Raw genomic sequence first — 18,852 nt, forward strand, 5'->3', positions numbered from 1 at the left:
ATGGGAACGCGCTGATGACTGAGAATGTTCGTGAACTGACCGTGCAACCCTGGGCCGGGCCGCCGCCGATAGCGAAAATCCGGGTGCCCGGCTCCAAGAGCCTGACGAACCGGGCCTTGATCGTCGCGGCCTTGGCTGATGGCCGGAGCGTCTTGTCGGGGGCCCTGGATAGCGACGACACGCGAGTGATGGTCGACTCGCTGCGCAAGCTTGGGATTGCCGTCGAGCATGATCGGGAGGCCAAGACTCTGACGGTCCCCGGGTGCGGCAACAAAATCCCCAACAAAGATGCCGATCTCTTTGTGGAAAATTCGGGGACGAGTCTGCGCTTCCTGACGGCCATGGTCGCCACGGGGCAGGGGACCTACCGCCTCGACGGGACTCCTCGGATGCGTCAGCGGCCCGTCTCCGACCTCTTGTTGGCGCTCAACGGACTCGGATCCGACGCACGAAGTGACCTCGGGACCGGCTGCCCTCCCGTGACGGTGCGGGCCCGAGGGCTCGACGGGGGAAATGCCTTTGTCCGGGGCGACGTCTCGAGCCAGTTCCTCAGTGGACTGCTTATGGCCTTGCCTTACTCCCGGGAAACGACGACCGTCGAGGTGGACGGCCCGCTTGTTTCACTCCCCTACGTCACGATGACGATCGAGGTCATGGAGTCGTTCGGCGTCCGAATCGGCAACCGCAAGAATCGCCGGTTCGATATCCGCCCCGCGCGTTATACCGGGCGCCCTTATGCGATCGAACCCGATGCCTCGGCCGCGAGTTACTTCTTCGCATTGGCGGCGGTGACGGGCGGTTCGCTCACCCTGGAGGGGTTGGGGAGCGAGAGCATCCAGGGAGACCTCGGTTTCGTCGACATCCTCGAGCACATGGGGTGCAAAGTCGTCCGCGAACGCGGGGCGACGACCGTGACGGGAGGAACGCTGAGGGGGGTCGACGTGGATATGAACGCGATCAGCGACACGGTCATGACCCTGGCGGTGGTCGCTCTCTTCGCGCAAGGGATCACGCGAATCCGCAACGTCGCCCATATCCGCCATAAGGAGACTGACCGGCTGAGCGCCCTGGCGACCGAACTGCGGAAGCTGGGCGCCCGCGTCGACGAGCATCCCGATGGACTCGTCATCGATCCGCCGGCCAAGCTCTCGCCGGCCCGGATCGCGACCTATGACGATCATCGGATGGCCATGTCATTCGCGATCGCGGGTATGAAGACCGAGGGGGTCACAATCCTCGACCCCGACTGCGTCGCGAAAACTTATCCCGGCTTCTGGGAAGACCTGGGTAAGCTCTCGACTTGAGAAGGTTGGGCCGTTAGCCGAGCCCATCGCAACGCGATCTCGGTGGCTAGTTGCACGGTGGCCGCAAGGTTGGCCGGCTCGATTCGAGTTCCTTTCCGATCCCCGGCCAGGCTGATGGCCGGGATTCGGTTGAGTATGAAGGGCCGGTGATCGAGGCAGCAAAACGCTCTTCTTTTCACGCGGCAAGGAATCCAGAGGTCTTTGGCGGCCCCCCGGGCAACCTCGAGGGCTTTCCCCGTACCGAGCAACCTGATCTCAGGCCCGAGGCCTGGGGAATCTAGATTGATGACGAGCGTGGGCTTGGGGGGCCAGTGACCACGGATGTCGTCGGCAAGCGCTAGCGCTCCCAATTGACCCGAGGAACTGCCCCCAACCGCCACCAGGTGGATCTCCACCCGTTCGTGCAACCGAGTCGGAAGCGACTGGGCCATTTCCGCGAGAAGGGCAAGTCCCGTTCGATTATCTCCGGCCGACGGGCGTTCGGCTCGCAGCCAGTACCGCGCTTGAAAGAGGAGAGAGACCAGAAAGATTCCGGCCGCCGACCACGTGGTCCAGACGGGTGAAAAGCCGAGGAAGACGAGCACGATTAGGCCGAGGATGATCGCATTGCTGATCCCATCTTCCCGGTTGGCAACCCGGAGCGGGGTGTCGAGATGAGTCAGGATGAAAACACGAGCGGGACGTTCGCTGAGGCCGGGTCGGTCGGCAATCAGGTTGACCAGCCGGGACGGCTCCTTGGCCGATCGCCAGGCCACGAATCGCTCCCGGGCGATCTTTACGCCGTGGCGTCCCACCGCGAGTCGGATCAGGCCTGCGATCAGAAGGAAGGCCGCGAAGTACATGCCTAATCGCGACCTTCGCGGCAGGTTCGGAAAACTCAGTTGCAGGGCCTTCCAGAGGAAGTACTTCTCGAACAGAAGCGTGAGCAGCAGGATCATCACCAGCGTGGAGAGGCGGCAACCGGTCCGCGTGACGGCTCGGCTGACGCGCCAGCCCGACTTTTCCAGAGGCTCCGCCAGCAGGTCGGCCGCGTGACGCTCGCCTTCACTCCCGGTTCCTCTCGGGAAGTCGAACGTTTTGACCCAGCCCATGGCCCGATCGATGTCGAACTTCATAACAGAGCTTACCTTGTCGCTGCGCCGAAGGGGGGCCGGCCGGGTCGCTTTCGGTCCATTCTGCTCAGAAGGCGTCTTGCCTCACAAGTTTTCTCCCTATAAGACTTACGAGTTCAGCCCACGTGATGGTTCGATACTGTTCGACTTGGTTCGCTTTTGGCCGTTGGGATCGCCAAGCCCAACGGGCGCGGGCGACACTCCGGTGGCGTGAACGAACCGAACACCCGAGAGGTTTGTCTAAACCTTGGTTTGCTTGACGGTTTGCGTGAACTCGGGTTACTCTGAAACCCCGATGAAAATGACCGAACTATCCGAACGCACGAGGCGGCCGAAGACGCGACGACCATGCTCAAACGGACACATACTTGCGGTGATTTGACACTCGACCATGTGGGACAGACCGTCACGCTCAACGGCTGGGTCGACTCCTGGCGCGACTTTGGGGGGCTCGTCTTCATCGACGTGCGCGACCGTTACGGGCTGACCCAGTGTGTGTTCGAGCCCGAGGTCGGCGCTGAGCTTCAAGCGGCTGCGCGTGAACTCCGGAGCGAATACGTCGTTGCAATCCGAGGGGTGGTTGCTCCTCGGCTCCCGGGCAAGGAGAACCCCAACCTCAAGACCGGCAGCCTGGAAGTCCGGGCCAAGGAGCTCGAGGTTCTCAACGCGACACCGACTCCTCCGTTCGAGATCAAAGGGGCCGAGGCCAACGAAGAGCTTCGCCTAAAGTATCGCTACCTCGATCTTCGCAGGCCGGCGATGCAACAGGTCTTCATCATCCGCCACAAGATGGCGCAGGTGATGCGGAATACGATGACGGCTGGTGGTTTTCTCGAGATCGAAACCCCGATCCTCGGGCGAAGCACCCCCGAAGGCGCGCGTGACTTCCTCGTTCCGAGCCGGGTCCACGCAGGGCACTTCTACGCCTTGCCACAGTCGCCTCAACTCTACAAGCAAGTTCTGATGGTGGCCGGGTTCGATCGTTATTTCCAGATCGCCCGCTGTTTTCGTGACGAGGATCTTCGGGCCAATCGACAGCCCGAGTTCACTCAGCTCGACATCGAGATGTCGTTCGTCGAAGACGAAGACGTCATGACGGCCATGGAGCCGATGGTCGCCTCAATGGCGCAGGAGTTTACCGGCGAAGCGCCGACGCTCCCACTGCCTCGGTTCGAGTACCACGACGTGATGGAGCGGTACGGCAACGATCGTCCCGACCTGCGCTATGGGTTGGAGCTGAAGGACCTCGCCGACCTTGCGACCGAGACCGAGTTCAAGGTCTTCCAGCTTGCCATTGAAAACGGCCAGCGAATCCGAGGGATCTGCGCTCCGGGGGCCGGTCTGAAGTACAGCCGCAAGGACCTCGACGGCCTGACTGAGTACTCTGCCACGTTCGGCACCAAGGGCCTGGTCTGGCTCAAGGTGGAAGAGGCGACGCTGACCGGGCCGACGGCCAAGTTCTTCACGCCGGAACTCCAAGCGAAACTTCGCGAGCGGTTCGATGCCAAGCCGGGCGACTTGATCCTGATCGTTGCGGATAGCCAGGCGGTGACCAGCCAGGCGCTCACAAACTTGCGAACGCGACTGGCCGGCGAGCTCAAGCTCTACGACCCGAAGTCGTTCCACTACTCGTGGGTCACGCGCTTCCCCTTGCTGCACTGGGACGCCGAGGAAGGACGTTACGCCGCGGAACACCATCCGTTCACGATGCCCCTGGCTGAAGACCTTCCGCTGCTCGAGACCGATCCGGCTCGAGTGCGGGCGCAGGCCTACGACCTCGTGATCAATGGCGAGGAAGCCGCCGGTGGGACGATCCGGTGTCACGACCCCAAGATCCAATCGAAGATTTTCAGCCTCCTGGGGCTGACCCCTGAGCAGGCCGAAGAGAAGTTTGGGTTCCTCCTCGGAGCCCTGCGCAATGGGGCTCCGCCGCACGGTGGTATCGCGTTCGGGTTCGACCGGCTCGTGATGCTCTACGCCGGCCTGACCAACATTCGCGATTGCATCGCCTTCCCCAAGACGGCTCGCGGTACCGACCTCATGACGGGCGCACCAGGCGGAGTCGACACACGCCAACTGCGTGAGTTGAACATCCGCCTGGCTGATTAAAAGAGCCGACGGTCGCGGCCCCGCACGGATCGGCGGGGCCTTCGTAACTCCAAAAGGGGTGACCGCCCATCGCCTGTCCTTCGCGATGGGCGGTCGCCCTTTTTGGAATGCGGAGGTGACGATTCCAGCATCGTTCACCGAGTTAGATGGAGCAGAGACCGGCCAGGTCGCGAATGGCCGCCTGAGCGACAGGGCTGGGGCAGGACCAGACCAGGAAGAAGAGTGCCTGGCGCGCCCAGCGTTGCGCGGGCTCGCTTCGGAGGAAGCCGGTCCCTTTGCGGGCCGTGAGGTACGCCTGGGTGCACTTGAGAACGAGTGCGTTGGCCTGGGAGCGAATCTGGCCCGGGGATAGCGCCTCGGCCTCTTCACGCGCGGTCTGCATCAAGGCGAGCCAGAGTTCGTTCCAGGTGGCGGCCAGGGCATCGGCCGGCTCATCCAACTCGCTTCGAGTCGCAATCTCGGCGATCAGGGCGTTCAATGCGGCACGAGCCAGACCCAGGGCAAGAGCTGAAGTCTCCAGGCCGCCGGTACCCGCCGCGCCCGGGGTGGCGATCACGTTGGGAGAAGGACCGGCTAAGATCTCGTCGGCTGCGACCTCAACCCTATCGCACACGACCTCGGTCGTTCGTGACGCCTGGAGCGCCGCCAGGTTGAAGGGAGGGGGGATTGTGACGCCGGCTCGATCGGTTGGCAGCGCAATCAGGAGTTGCTGTTGATCCTCCAAGACCGCACCCGTCACAAGGACGTCCGCACGTTCGGCCGCAGTCACCCAGGGCATCGTCCCGTCCAGCCGGTAACCGCCCCCGGCTCGTGCGATCGCTTTCAAGGCCTGGGCCCCGTGCCTGCGCGAGGTCGTCAGTTGCGAGATCCCGACGGTTGTGAATGCCCCTCGGTCGGCAATCGCGCGGATCCAGGCTGCCGCCACGGGCCGGTCACGAGCGGCCAGCAGCAATCGACGTAATCCCGAATCGTGCTGCGTCAGAATGAACGCGGCGGTCATGCTCCCCTCGGTGACTCTTGCATATCGCTCCAGAAGTTCAGGGCGACCGCACTCATCACCGCCGATACTCTTGGGGAGAACCCAGCGCGGTGCCCTGGCATCCGTCAAGAGGCTCCAAAGGGTCTCGGGCCATGCTCCCGACTCATCCGCCGGCCCGTCGGCCTCGGCGAGCCGGGCGACGCAGCGTCTCAGACCTTCATCGTGGTTGGTTTCGGGCCACGGAATCAACTTCGGAGTGAGTTCGTTCATCATGGTAGTCTGACGAAAATTCAGGCCGACGCCAACTACAATTGGATCGGAGACGCGCTCTCGATGGCCGCTTCTTACTGCTATCAATACCCGCGCCCGGCGGTGACCGTTGACTTCGTCATCTTCGCGCTGGTCGGAGCGACGCTCAAAGTCCTGCTCATTCAACGCAAGCACGACCCATTCGCCGGGTCATGGGCCATCCCCGGAGGCTTTCTGGAGATGGATGAACCCGTCGAAACCGCGGTGCGCCGCGAGTTGCTTGAAGAGACGAAACTCGACTACAAGGGGCCGGTCGCTCCCATCGGGGTTTTCAGCGCCCCGGGCCGCGACCCTCGAGGAAGGACGATCAGCCTGGCTTACGCTACGGTCATCCGAACACCCCTCCCCGAAGTGGGTGGAGCCGATGATGCTGCCGAAGCGGGCTGGCACGAGCCGGGAGCGATCTCTCCCTTGGCGTTCGACCACGACGCCATCATGGAAGCGGCGTTGGCCTGGCTTGGGCATGACGTGGTCGACGGCCAAGCGGGGCTGGCGATTCTTCCACGTCAGTTTGGTGACCCCGAGATTCAGGATCTGTTCCGAGCGATCGGCAAGAACACTCGATCGGCAACCGCTTGGCGGAACCGGCTCTTGCGCGAGGGGAGAATCCAACCGGTCCCTCGTCGCGAAGGGCGGTATCGATCGACCACGAAGTAAGCGAAGATTGACTTCAAGGTCAGGCCGAAAGGTCGGCCTCACAAACGATTTCGAAACCCATCGCGTGAAGCGCTGTGCCTGCCTGCTCGATATTGTCGACGTGCAAGGCTACGGCGCAGCGGCCATGGGGATGAATAATCAACGGGTAAGCATAGTGAATGTTGATTTCTGCCTGAAGCAATGCCGCGCACAGGTCGGCTAGCGACCCAGGACCTGTGGGAAGCTCCGCGCCGAGCAGTTCGTTTTCGGCGAATGCGAGCTTGTGCAAGGCAAGGATTTCGCGTCCTTGCTCGGGATGGCTCAGCACGAGCCTGAGAATCGAGCAATCGGCCGAGTCGGAGATCGTGAGTCCGACAATCTTGACCTTGGATCCGTTAAACGCGCGGATCACTTCGAGTAATTGGCCGACCCGATTCTCCAAGAAGACCGAGAACTGAGTCAGCGAGGGCCAGTTACGACCCTGCATCGTTTCAAAGTCGACCTCGCTGCCGGCACCCTCGCCAAAGCTCATGGCGACCCTCGTCAAGTCGTCGGCCCTGACCAAGGCCGAATATGGTTATGCATTCCTCACCGAAGTCTAATGACGAACACGACTCCGGTCAATGCCCACGCCAGGCAATCGACCGGAGCCGATCGGAGGCTTCGGTCGACTGCGAAAGCCAGGTCGACCACATGGGGCGGCTCGGTCGGGAGGCCATCTTCTCTCCACGCACCGAGACCTTACCCCGAATCAAAGTGGTCAAGTCTTGGGGGCAGGATTGGTCGCGACCGACGCGCTGGCGGCTTCCTGAGCTTTCTTCTCGAGGGCGAGCGCATCGCGTTCCGTCTTGAGCATCGCCACCTTGGCCGCAGCGGCGTCACTGGCGGCTTGGCCATCGGCGAGCGCCTTCTCCACGGCGGCTTTCTCGGCGGTCACACGATCGAGGTCCGCCTTGCGGGCGACGGCCACAGCCGTAGCGGCCTGGATCGCGGGCTGCGTGGCGGCCTTGGCGGCGTTAAGTGCCGTCTCGGCGGCCGCTCGCTCGGTGATAGTGACCTGCTCGGCCTGCTTGGCGGCCTCGGCAGCAGCGGTCGTGGCTGCGACCTGTGCGGTCACCGTCTCGACCCCCTTCACGGCGGCTGCTTTCTCGAGGCCGGCTCGCTCGAAAAGAACCTGATCGATCGCCTGGCGGATCGTGGCGGTCTCGAATTCCGCGTGAATTTCGGTGGATTTCTTCGCCTTTTCGGTGAGGCCAGCGACCACCTGGTCGAACGCGGCTCCTGCTGCGGCTGTTTTCAGCCCGGCCAGGGCCTCGGCGATCGCCCCTTGTTGCGCCTTTTTGGCGAGGGTGACTTTCTCGACCGCCATCCCCGCCGTGGCGAGTGCGTCCTGCGCCACTTTCTCGGCCGCAGTGCGATCGACGACCGCCTTGTCAGCAACTCCCTTGTCGTCGGTCGCCTTCTTGGCGGCTGCCTGGGCTACGGCGAGCGCCGCGGCTGCGGCTTGCCTGGCGGCGTCCTTCACTTTGAACGCTTGATCCGCCACCGTCACCGGCGCGGTTTGCTCGGCGACCGCCTGCTCGGCCACAGTCAGGGCCTGCTGAGCCGCGACCAAGGCAGCGGCTTTCTCAGTGGGGGCTGCGGTGAGCGGAGGCACCGCCTTCGCGGCCAGATCGGCAGCCGCCTCGGCGGCGGCGAGAGCCTGGATGGTCTGTTCGAGTCTGGTTGCCAGCGGCGCGGGGTTGGCAACCAGGTTGGCCCGGCGCGCTCCACTGGCGGCATCCCAGACACGGACTTCGCCGGACCAATCTCCGCCGATGACAGCGGTCGAGTCATGAGTGAACACGGCTTCGAGCGCGAGGTCATTGAACGGTTCGAGGTCCCGTTGCTTGGCACCGGCCGGGTCCCAGACGCGGGTGATGCGATCGCGGCCGGTGGTGACGAGGCGACCGTCTTTACCGAAGCGAACCGAGGCAACCCCACCACCGTGAGCGGCGATATTCTTGATGGCGGTCCCCCCTTCCATTTCCCAGAGGCGAACCGTTCCATCTTCACTGGACGAGGCGACGACGTTGGAGTCGAGCCGCCAACTGATGTCGCTGATCGCCAGCGTATGGCCTCGGAGGTCGTAGAACTCGCGACCGGTGACGGCTTCCCAGACGACGAGTCCGTTGTTGCGGTCGCCCGAGGCGAGCAGGACGCCATCGGGGCTGAACTCGACGGCGGTGACCCACTCGGTGTGCTTCTTCGACTCGTAGACGAGCTGACCGTCGGCCGTGTTGTAGACGCGAAGCACCTTGCTTGGCCCGCCCAACGCCACCAGGCCGTGGTCGGGGCTGATGTCGGCGGCCAGAACGCTGTCGTATTCCTTGCCGATCTCGAAGACTCGCTTGCCCGTCTTGACGTCCCAGGCGACGGCAATGCCCGACTGGCCTCCTCGTCCTCCTCCTGCGAGGAGCAGACCGCCGTTGCGGCTGAACTTCAGGACGTGGATCGTTCCTTCCGGAAAGGGAATGACGCCGACCAGGTGGTGGTTTGTCGTCTGGTAGAGAAGAACTTGCTTGTGGCCGCCGATCGCGATGAGCGGAGCCCACGGACTGCTGGCCATGGCGACGATCGCGTTGGGCTTGGGGGTCACGATGACCGGCTCGGTCGTGAGGTTCTCGGGCATGGCGGGCGGGCCGACCGGCTGGCCCGCCGAGTTCGGGTCGAGCTTGAACTCGAACTTGGGCTTCGCCATGACCGCGGCTACGCTTCCCGACGCCTCGAGCGCTCCGCCTTCGATCCAGGCCTTGATCGTCCCGAGCTCGGCGTCAGGGAGCTTGGGGGCGTTCGGTGGCATGTTCGGCTGCTCGCTATGGGTCACGAGCTGATAGAGCGTGCTCGCATCGGGGTCGCCCGATTCAATGACCTTCCCCGACCCACCGCCTTGCATCGTGCTGGAGTAGGTCTCGAGATTCAGACCCCCCTTTTGCTTGTCGGCGTTGTGGCACGAATTGCACCGGTTCTTGAAAATCGCGGAGACCTGGTCCTGGTAGGTGACCTTGGTCTTGGCATCCGCCGCCAGCGACAGGGAAGGCGCGAGGGCGATGAGGCCGCTCAGGATGATGCCGGTCGTGTTCAGTCGCATGGTCTCGAACCTCGCCAATAGGAGTCATGCTCGGCCGCTCGAAAGCCTCGCGGCGGACTTCGTAGGGTAGGCGCGGCCTACTGGCCTGAGCCTGGAATGGTGGGCGGTTTCCACCATCGCTTACTTCTCGATCCCAGCAGGCAAGGCAGGGAGCGATCCGCTCCCCGCTCGCCTGTCCTGTTAGTGGTTGAACAGGAACTCACGACTATTGAGCAATGCCCAGAAGATATCTTCCATCGCCTGGGCCTGGTTGGATCCTTCGCCGAGGACGGGCTGGAGCTTTTCAATCTCTTCCTTCGTCGGCTTGCGCGAGAAGCAGCGGATGTAGAGCTCGAGGATCCGCTCTTCGGGGAACTTCTTGGTGGCGGCTAGCTTGGGAAGGAGCCCCCCATCGCGGATCTTGGCGTTCACCGTCTCGCCGTTGAGCAGGTGGAGGGCCTGGGAAAGGGTCGGCTCCATCTTGACCTCGCAGGAGCAGACCGTTTCTCGGGTCGCGCGGCCGAAGGTCGTGAGGAAGTAGGTCGAGCTCTTGCCGTCGGCGATCTGGACAGCGCGGGCGCCCAGGGGGAGGCCGCTGAACTTGTCTTTCGTGTCGGTGACGGCACTGATCGTATCGAGCAAGTTCTCGGCCTTGATCCGTCTCAGGTTGGCGTGTGCGAAATTCAACTCGTCGGTGGCGTTACTCTCGTTCCGCTGGGTCGATCGCTGATATGTCCTCGAGTTGCAGATGTCGCGGACCAACGTCTTGAGGTCGTATTTCGAGTCGGTCAGCCGTTTGCCGAGCGCGGCGAGCAGTTCCGGGTTCGAGGCGGGGTTGCTGACTCGGAAATCATCGACCGGCTCCACGATCCCGGCGCCCATGAAGTGGGCCCAGACCCGGTTGGCGAACGAGGTGGCGAACCAGGGGTTGTCAGACGAGGCAAGCCACTTGGCGAGTACGACGCGACGGTCCTTGCCGGCCACGTCGGGGGTTTCCCCCCCCAGGAACTTCGGCTGCATCACTCGGCCTTCGACGGGATGATTCACCTCACCCCCGCCGGAGTTGAAGACGATCGACTCGCGATAGTCCTCGCCGACCTTGCGGCCGATCTGGGAGAAGAAGGCGGCGAACCCGTAGTAGTCATTCTGGGTCCAGCGGTCGAACGGATGGTTGTGGCACTGGGCGCACTGGATTCGCATGCCCATGAAGACTTGGGCCACGTTCTCGGTCAGGAGGAGGTTGCCCCCCGTCCCACTATAAAAATTGGTCGCCGGGTTTTTGAACGTGCCGCCGTTGGCCCCGAGGAGATTCTGAACCATCTGGTCCATCGGCATGTTCTTCGAGAGGCTTTCGACGAGCCAGTTGTAGTAGAGGAACATCGCCTTGTAGCTGACTTCGATCGACGACTTGACCTGAAGCAACTCGGCCCACTTGTTGACCCAGATCTCGGAAAACTCCTTACGCTCCAGGAGCTCGTCGATCAGCTTGGCACGTTTGGCCGGGTCGGCCGAGTCGATGAACCGGTGATACTCCTCGACGGTCGGAGGCAGCCCGACGATGTCGAGCGAAACGCGGCGGAGGAAGGTCTCGTCGTCACAGAGAGCCGAGGGGTTGATCCGCAGCTTTCGGAGCTTCTCCAGGACGAGCTTGTCGACGTAGTTGACCTCGGGCTCGCTGGGGGCCTCGAACTTGAGTCCCTTGGGTAGGACGATCATCCCTGAACCGACGGTGAAGGTCTCGTACCGCGCCATGACAAACGCTTCACCGCGTTCGCCGGCCGTGACGAGTCCGTCGGGGTTAATGGCGGCGGAGCCCTCATTATTCGAGAGGAAGAGGCAGAGCCGGGTGATGTCGCGGTCGGACCCGTCCGAGTAGCGAGCCCGGGCGGTCATCTGCTGGGTCGCTCCCTTGCCGTCGAGCACCGCCTGTTTGGGATAAAGGTCGACGGAGACGACCTTGGGAAGCGTGGCCGCGTTATCGTTGGGCACGCCCGACTCAACCCAGCGGTGGAGCGTCTGGTACATCTCGCTCCCGGGCTCGACCCGCTTGCCCCCCGAGTGCTGGACCGCGCCGGTGGCTTTCTCGATGAAGGTGCTATCGGCCGGGAGCGCCAGGTTGACCCGCCGGCCGCTCATTTCACGAGTCAGGCGGAAGTGATCTCCGTCGGGATCGAAGCCGAACAGGGAGAGCCGGAACCCATCCTTGCCGCGAGCCGCGCCGTGACAACTCCCCGTGTTGCAACCAGCCTTCAGGAAGATCGGCATCACGTCGAGCCGGAAGCTGATTGGGGTTTGCGCTGTGGCTTGCGTGACTTTGATCGGGAGCACTTGCGAGAGGCCGCCGAAGGCGACCGTCAAGGTCGTCTCACCATCAGCCAAAGGCCAAAACGTAGTGCCTTCTCGGCGGACGAGCTTGGCGTCGGCGACCGTCATCTCAGCTTCCGGGGTCACGTCGCGGGTGATGCCGTCCGCATAGGTGGCCTGAACGACGACGGCTTGACGATCGACGGCAGTCGCCAGTTGGATGTCGGACGGGAAGACCTCAACCTTCGTGAGAACCGCCGGCTGGGCTGGCGCAGGTGCCGGGGCCGGCGCAGGTGCCGGGGTTTGGCCCATGGCCAGGCCCGGGAAGGGAGAGAGAGCGATCACTCCGATGAGTCCGCGGGCGAGTCTCGTTGCGATCATCATCTCGTGTCCTCAAAAAAGCGCTGCGCGAGTGGGTGGGGGAACGATGCCTGGTCAAGGCATCGCGCTCAATCAATTCATGGACAGGCTTATTGGCTGGCGGCCGCGGCCCGCTGTTTGGCTTCGAGCCGGAGCTGTTCGAGCCGGCTGAGCGGACGTGCCGGCGCGGCTGCGGGCATGGGAGCGGGGGCTGCCGCGACTGGCGCTGCGGGCTTGGCGGCCTCGGTGGGCTTGGGGGGGATCGGAACGTCGATCCTCAGTTCTCCGGTCCCGATGTTATGGACGATCGGCTCTCCATCCTTCGTGATCACAACCTGGCAGAACAAACTGGCATGTTTGCCGGCAGGCGATGTGATGTCGGTCTTGATGGGAAAGACCAGGTCGGTCGTCGTCTTGTTGATCGTCTTCGGTTCCGTCGTCACCTTGTTGGGTAGGCCGATGAGTGCCACGGTCGCTTCGCCGTCGAAGTCGACGAGCTTGGCCACCTTGATTGCCAGGGTCACGTCCTTGCCTTGATCGACGGCGGCTGACTGGTAAGTCAACCCGACGAACGGAGTGGCGATGGTCAGGGCGGCGAGTTGCGACGAGACCAGGACCGGGCCGGTGGGGCCGTTGGAGGAGCCGTTCACCACGATCTTCCAGGTCTTCAGTTCCGACCCGACCGCCGCATTGAGGGGGATGGCCGCCTCGTTCTGGTTCTCGGCGATCGCGATTCCTCCGGCGGAACTGACGCCGGGAGGGTTCCAGGGGAGGGAGATCGCGATCGGGGCCGTGAAGCCCGGCTTGCGCTTCGCCACCACCTTCAGGTTCATCGATCCGCCATGGACGAGCGGGACCTTGGGCTCGACGACCTCGATCGAAAAGGGGGCTTCCTCCGTCACCGCGACGGCCAGTGAGTCGACCGTACGGGTCCAGAAGGGAATGTTGTTCTGGCCCAGAACGAGCTCGATAATTTGGCTGAATTGCGAGGGGACGATGACCTTCGGATCGACCGGCTTGCCCGAGAGCAGCGCCAGGGCCGACGCCGGCGCAGCGTCCGGATTGGCCGTGAAGAGAACGGGATAAGTCGCGAGGCTGGCCGCCATCGTATCCGCCTCGAAAGTCACTCCGGCCGGCAAGTTCGAGGCGCTGATTGCGAGGTCGCCACCGAAGTCGGCGCGGCTCGCATTGACGAGGATGGCCTGCCGGTTCCCCTTGGGAACTGCGACGGCAATCGTTCCCGTGCCGCGAACCAATGACTCGCTGGGAACGCTCAGGTTGAGCTTGGCTTCGACCGGGCTCACTTCGATCCGGTAGGCGTAGTTGGGCCCACCGTTGAGCAACTGGTCATGGACCCAGATGACATATTCACCGTCGTCCGGGGCCCCGAATCGAATGTAGCTATCAGGGCCGGCGCTATCGTCGTTGCCCGCGATCACGCCGCCGCTCCGCGCTCCGATGTAGAGAACCGAGTCCAAGGGCGAGCGAAGCGAGCGGGCAAAGACTCTGATGTCGAACGCCTGTCCCTTGGTGGCCTTGAACACGAACCGGTCGATATCGCCGGGCTTACCGATCACACCGTTGAGGGCTAAAGGGGGGCTAAACGGCGTCGCAGTCCCGTTGTCGTCGTTGGGCTCGACCTCGAGCACATTGCCGAAGGGCGAGAGCCGGAACGTGTTCGCATAGGGGGCGGAACCCTTGTCGTCAGCGGCGACGATTCCGTACTCATGCTGGGGAGCGGCCGGGAGAGTGACTTTCGTGGTTCGATCGCCCGCAACGTCACCGATCCAGGTGACGTCGATGGCTTCCCCCAGTTTCCCCCCCGAAGGGAGAGTCGCGGTCGGTCGCGGGTAGTTTCCGACATGGACCCGGTAAAGGCAGTTGCCATTCCCGGCATAAGCACTTTCGCGAACCTGAATGATGTATTTTCCATCCTCGGGGGCGATGATCGAGGCTTCAGCGTCCTGCCAGACCAGCGCGGTATCGTCGCTCGAGGCGAGCTCGAATCGCTTCGCGTCCATGATCGCGACATAAGGGTCGAAGAGCGCAATCCCGAGGCGAATTCCTTCAACCTCCGCCGTGATCCGTTCCCCTTTCTTGGCCTCGACGACGAAAAAATCGACGTCCTCATTCTCAGCCACCCCGTTGACCGTCGAGTTCATCGCGATCACTTGCGGCTTGGTGAAGTCGTTATTGGGCTCGACTTCCGCGACTTCCGGCAAGACGCCCACGCTGAACGATCGCGCTTCGCTGATTCCGGTGTCGGTACGAAGCCGCAGCTCATGAAGTCCCAGCGGACAGTCCGGAGCGATGACGAGTGTGGCCTTCACCTGGGTATCGCTCGGCGCTTCGATCTTCGTCGCCTTGATTCCGGGGTGATAGAACAAGAGCTCCCGCGCATCCTTGAGCCTCGCGCCGGAAAGGGTGATCTCGAGTTCCGTGCCTCGACGCCCTCCCATCGGCCGGATTGCCGTCATGCTGGGTGACGACGCCTGGGCCAAGGAGGAACCGAGGAGAAGGACCGCGAGAGAGAGCAGCGGATTCGGACGCATCATGGAAGTCCCCTCAGGTAGGGTCGACGAGGCCAAGGCAGGTCGACGCTTGCTCGGGCCTGACGCCCAAGGCGAGGCATTGGATCGGTTTGGGGGCGGCGGGGTTCTCTGGGAAATCGGGGCGAGGCTGGCAAAACGGGAATGACCGCAGGCTCAACAAAGCCCGTTGCGGACAACCAAATCAAAGGGGTTTCAACCCCTCGGCTGTCGACCGCCGAGGCGCGCCCTCTCAATCATGAAGGGGCGCGCCTCTTCGGCCGGGCTCAGGCCAGCAGTTCGGTACGAACCTTGCCCCCGTCGACGATTTCGATCGGACGGCCGCCGGGGGCCATCAGTTCCTTGTCGGCGACGATACCGAGCTGGTGGTAAACCGTCGTTGCCAGATCCTCGGGGCCAATCGGATCGCGTTCGGGCTCGCTGGCCGTGGCGTTGGACGCGCCATGAATGTAGCCCTTCTTGACTCCGCCACCAGCGAGGACCACGCTGAAGACCTTGGGCCAGTGGTCGCGGCCCGCATCTTTGTTGATCTTGGGGGTCCGCCCGAACTCGCTCGAGACCATGACCAGGGTCCGGTCGAGCAAACCGGTCGTCTCCAGGTCGGTGATCAGCGCCGCGTAGGCCTGGTCGAAGGCGGGCATCTGCGCCTTCATGTTCGCAGCGATGCCGACGTGCATGTCCCAGCCTCCGTATTGCAGGCAGACCAGGCGAGCCCCCGCAGCGACGAGCCGACGGGCCATCAGCATTCGCTGTCCGGCCTCATTCCGGCCGTAAGCGTCGCGGAGTGCGGCGGGCTCGGCGTCGATGTTGAAGGCCTCGCGCGCTTTCTGCGAGCTGATGAGGCTATAGGCGCGATCGTAGAACGTATCCATCGCCTCGAGGCCGTCGCTCTTCTCTTTCTTCGCGAAGTGGTCGTTGACCGCCCCGAGAATATTGCGCCGGGTGGCGAAGCGCGAGTCATCGATACCGTTGGGCAGGTTGAGGTCCTGAACCTTGAAACCGCCCGCGGCCGGATCGCTGCCCAGGCTGAACGGCGAGAATGAGGAACTCAGGTAGCCGGTTCCCGCATACTCGTTCGGCATGCTCGGGATGCAGATGTACGGAGGTAAGTTGTTGCGGGGGCCATACTCGTGCGAGACGACGCTGCCAATGCTTGGATACTGGAGCGCGGGGCTGGGTCTGTAGCCCGTGAACATGTTGTGCGTGCCCCGCTCGTGGGCGGCTTCGCCGTGAGTCATCGAGCGGATCACCGTGATCTTGTCGGCGATCTGCGCGGTCTTGGGAAGCGTTTCGGAGAATGACTCTCCTTCAATCTTGGTTGCGATCGTGTTCAGTTCGCCTCGATACTCGATGGGTGCGAACGGCTTGGGATCGAACGTCTCCTGGTGGGCGATCCCCCCCGGCAGGAAGATGTGGATCACCGAGTCGGCCTTCGCGGCAATGGGTGCGAAGTTCTTCAGCTCGGCCTTCGCCTTCAACCTGAGGAGGTCAGCCAAGGTCAGGCCGAAGCCCATCGAGCCGACCGTCAGAAATCCTCGGCGACTGATCGAGCGGCGAAGCGTCTTGTCTGCCATCGATGGGTCTCCTTCGCGGGAATAAATGAGGTCGTGCGATCCAAAGAGCAAGGCCGAGGGACTGGCCTTCGTCCTATCCGCGACTTTGATCGTTCAACTTGATAGGTCAGGCTCTGACCTATCGTCGCGTCTCGGCGGCATCGCGGAGGGTCCGATCGCCGATCCTAATTTGAACCGAAATCAGGTCAAAGGATCAGCCAGGCAAGCGGGTGGCAGGCTTTTTGATCTCAACAACGAACGCAGGGGGTCAAATGATGTCATCGGCGGATAATTGTCGCGCCAATGTTCAACAAACGTCGTCAAGTTACTGAGAGATACGGCATAAATGCAAGCAGCGTTGGCGCTTTTTTTTTTCGCCGATTCTCGGAGGCCGTCGAGACAACCCGACGCGGGGAGGCAACCTGGTCTCGGCCCCGATCGCCGTTCCGGCCCCGTTCCCGAACTTGGGGCCTCCGTAGCGGAAATGCTGGTGAAGTCGTCCACTGTCCGTTAGATTCAGCGCAACGGCTCTTCGCCCACGCGTCGAATCCGCCCATTCTGTGTTTCCTGGAAGGTTTCGATTATGTCGATCGGAATAGTTGCTGCGTCGGGGATCGTGATGTTGGCCCTCATCGGCTTCGAGCAGGTGGCCGATGCCAGCCAGGTGAATTCGAGTGGCCCGGCCGTTGGGGACCGTCATTCTCACGGGAACCCGGATCAGATCCGCGTGACCCGAGTCGAGCTCGACTTGACGACGGACTTCGAGCGGAAGGAACTCAAAGGAATAGCGACACTCCTCTTACGGAGGATGCCAGGATGTTCACCGGGCACGCCTCTGGATCTGGACACGCGGGAACTCACGATCGAGCGGGTGATGGCGGGCCCGGCCGACGACGCGATGAAAGAGGTTCGGTTTGAGCTCGGTGACGACCGCCGGGGCCAATCGCGGTCCGAAGCCGAAGCGAAGATGGATCGGCTGTTGGGAGCCCGTCTGAGGGTCTTCGTCCCTGAGGAGGAGACGCGCGTCCGCATCACCTATCGGACTGCGCCGACGGCCAGTGCGTTGCAATGGCTGGACCCACCGCGCACGGCGGGGCGTCAACAGCCCTTCTTGTTCACGCAATCCGAGGCGATTCACGCTCGGTCCTGGATTCCGCTTCAAGATTCGCCGGGGGTGCGGATCACCTATGGGGCCACGATTCGAGGCCCCAAGAATCTCCGCGCGGTAATGAGCGCCGATCGGTTGCCAGGTCAGGAAGAGCCGGGGGTCGATCGGTTTGAAATGCCCCAGCCAATTCCCTCCTACTTGATCGCCCTGGCCGTTGGCGACCTCGGCTTTCGGACGCTGGGCCCGCGCACGGGGGTCTATGCAGAGCCTTCGGTCGTCGCCAAAGCCGCCAGCGAGTTCGTCGATACCGAGGCAATGATCAAGGCGGTCGAGGCGCGTTACGGGCCCTATCGCTGGGGCCGTTACGACCTGCTCGTCCTTCCCCCGAGCTTCCCGTTCGGCGGGATGGAAAACCCCAAGCTGACCTTCGCCACGCCCACGATTCTCGCCGGGGACCGCTCGTTGGTCTCGCTCGTGGCTCATGAACTGGCGCATTCCTGGTCGGGCAACCTCGTGACGAACGCCACCTGGCGCGATTTTTGGCTCAATGAGGGGTTTACCGTTTACCTTGAGCGGCGGATCGTCGAAGACGTCTTCGGCCCCGATCGTGCGGCCATGGAAGCGGTTCTGGGACTGCGTGAGCTGCGTGAAGAGCTGGCCGCATTCCCCCCCCGCGACCAGGTCCTCCATATCGATCTCACCGACCGCGACCCTGACGACGGCATGACCCGGGTCCCTTACGAAAAGGGAGCCTTATTCCTTACCACCCTCGAGCACGCGTTCGGTCGCGAGCGTTTCGACGCATTCCTCCGCGCCTACTTCGACCACTTCGCCTTCCAGAGCATCACGACCGCCGATTTCGAGCGCTACCTTCAAGATCAGCTTCTCAAGACCGACCCGGCCGCCGCCGCGAAGATCAGCGTTCAGGCCTGGCTCCACGAACCTGGCCTGCCTCCCGGATTTCCCGAGCCGAGCTCGTCGCGGTTTGCCGTTGTTGCGGCTGCGGCCCGCGACTGGCTCGACGGCAAGACGGCCGCGGATCGGCTGAGCACTCAAGGCTGGTCGACGCACGAGTGGCTTCACTTCCTTCAAGCCCTTCCCTTGGAGCTGCCCTCGGAGAAAATGGCCGCGCTCGACCAAGCCTTCTCGTTGACCGCCTCGGGGAATGCCGAGATCAGTCAGCAATGGCTGCTCATGGCCATTCGGAACCACTATGCGGCAGCCGATTCTCGGCTCGAAGAATTCCTGACCTCGATCGGTCGGCGAAAATTTCTGATGCCGCTTTACGGTGAGCTGAAAAAGACGGCGGAAGGCACAGCCCGCGCCAAGGCGATCTACGCCAAGGCGAGACCCTTTTATCATCCGATCGCCGTCGAGTCGGTCGATCGACTTCTCGGCACGCATTGAAAATGGAGAGGGG

11 protein-coding genes are annotated in these 18,852 nt (G+C 63.0%); 4 read left to right on the forward strand and 7 right to left on the reverse strand.

What is annotated here, in order from left to right; genetic code table 11:
* Window positions 1-14 precede the first annotated feature (14 nt).
* Window positions 15-1,304: a 3-phosphoshikimate 1-carboxyvinyltransferase gene (gene aroA, locus SINAC_RS27835; protein ID WP_015248904.1), complete on the forward strand. Its 1,290-nt coding sequence runs from the start codon at window positions 15-17 to the stop codon at window positions 1,302-1,304.
* Here the strand turns inward: aroA and SINAC_RS27840 are convergent.
* Window positions 1,262-2,419: a M28 family peptidase gene (locus SINAC_RS27840; protein WP_015248905.1), complete on the reverse strand. Its 1,158-nt coding sequence runs from the start codon at window positions 2,417-2,419 to the stop codon at window positions 1,262-1,264. The genes aroA and SINAC_RS27840 overlap by 43 nt on opposite strands.
* Before the next feature lie 345 nt (window positions 2,420-2,764).
* Here SINAC_RS27840 and aspS point away from each other — a divergent pair, with 345 nt between their 5' ends.
* Window positions 2,765-4,525: an aspartate--tRNA ligase gene (aspS, locus tag SINAC_RS27845; protein ID WP_015248906.1), complete on the forward strand. Its 1,761-nt coding sequence runs from the start codon at window positions 2,765-2,767 to the stop codon at window positions 4,523-4,525.
* Window positions 4,526-4,667: 142 nt separating this feature from the next.
* Here the strand turns inward: aspS and SINAC_RS27850 are convergent, their stop codons facing one another.
* Window positions 4,668-5,777: an acyl-CoA dehydrogenase family protein gene (locus tag SINAC_RS27850; protein ID WP_015248907.1), complete on the reverse strand. Its 1,110-nt coding sequence runs from the start codon at window positions 5,775-5,777 to the stop codon at window positions 4,668-4,670.
* A gap of 60 nt (window positions 5,778-5,837) precedes the next feature.
* Here SINAC_RS27850 and SINAC_RS27855 point away from each other — a divergent pair, with 60 nt between their 5' ends.
* Complete coding sequence (locus SINAC_RS27855) at window positions 5,838-6,470, forward strand: NUDIX domain-containing protein (protein WP_015248908.1); 633 nt, start codon at window positions 5,838-5,840, stop codon at window positions 6,468-6,470.
* Between the two features lie 19 nt (window positions 6,471-6,489).
* Here the strand turns inward: SINAC_RS27855 and SINAC_RS27860 are convergent, their stop codons facing one another.
* The 5 genes from SINAC_RS27860 to SINAC_RS27880 all read right to left on the reverse strand — a co-directional run bounded on the left by SINAC_RS27860 (window position 6,490) and on the right by SINAC_RS27880 (window position 16,345).
* Window positions 6,490-6,981 (reverse strand): acetolactate synthase, encoded by a 492-nt coding sequence (locus SINAC_RS27860; RefSeq protein WP_015248909.1) that lies wholly within the window; start codon window positions 6,979-6,981, stop codon window positions 6,490-6,492.
* 228 nt (window positions 6,982-7,209) lie between these two features.
* Window positions 7,210-9,579, reverse strand: a complete 2,370-nt coding sequence (locus tag SINAC_RS27865; RefSeq protein WP_015248910.1) for a c-type cytochrome domain-containing protein — start codon at window positions 9,577-9,579, stop codon at window positions 7,210-7,212.
* Window positions 9,580-9,759: 180 nt separating this feature from the next.
* Entirely contained in the window at window positions 9,760-12,246 is a 2,487-nt protein-coding gene (locus tag SINAC_RS27870; RefSeq protein WP_020467504.1) for a DUF1549 domain-containing protein, read from the reverse strand.
* Between the two features lie 86 nt (window positions 12,247-12,332).
* Window positions 12,333-14,777: a PPC domain-containing protein gene (locus SINAC_RS27875; RefSeq protein WP_015248912.1), complete on the reverse strand. Its 2,445-nt coding sequence runs from the start codon at window positions 14,775-14,777 to the stop codon at window positions 12,333-12,335.
* A gap of 260 nt (window positions 14,778-15,037) precedes the next feature.
* A complete protein-coding gene (locus SINAC_RS27880) occupies window positions 15,038-16,345 on the reverse strand; it encodes a DUF1501 domain-containing protein (protein ID WP_015248913.1) in 1,308 nt (435 codons plus the stop codon).
* 562 nt (window positions 16,346-16,907) lie between these two features.
* Between SINAC_RS27880 and SINAC_RS27885 the strand changes: the two genes are divergently transcribed.
* On the forward strand, window positions 16,908-18,839 hold the full coding sequence (locus SINAC_RS27885; RefSeq protein ID WP_020467502.1) for a M1 family metallopeptidase: 1,932 nt from the start codon (window positions 16,908-16,910) through the stop codon (window positions 18,837-18,839).
* Window positions 18,840-18,852: the final 13 nt, after the last annotated feature.

Source organism: Singulisphaera acidiphila DSM 18658 (assembly GCF_000242455.2).
GTDB lineage: Bacteria > Planctomycetota > Planctomycetia > Isosphaerales > Isosphaeraceae > Singulisphaera > Singulisphaera acidiphila.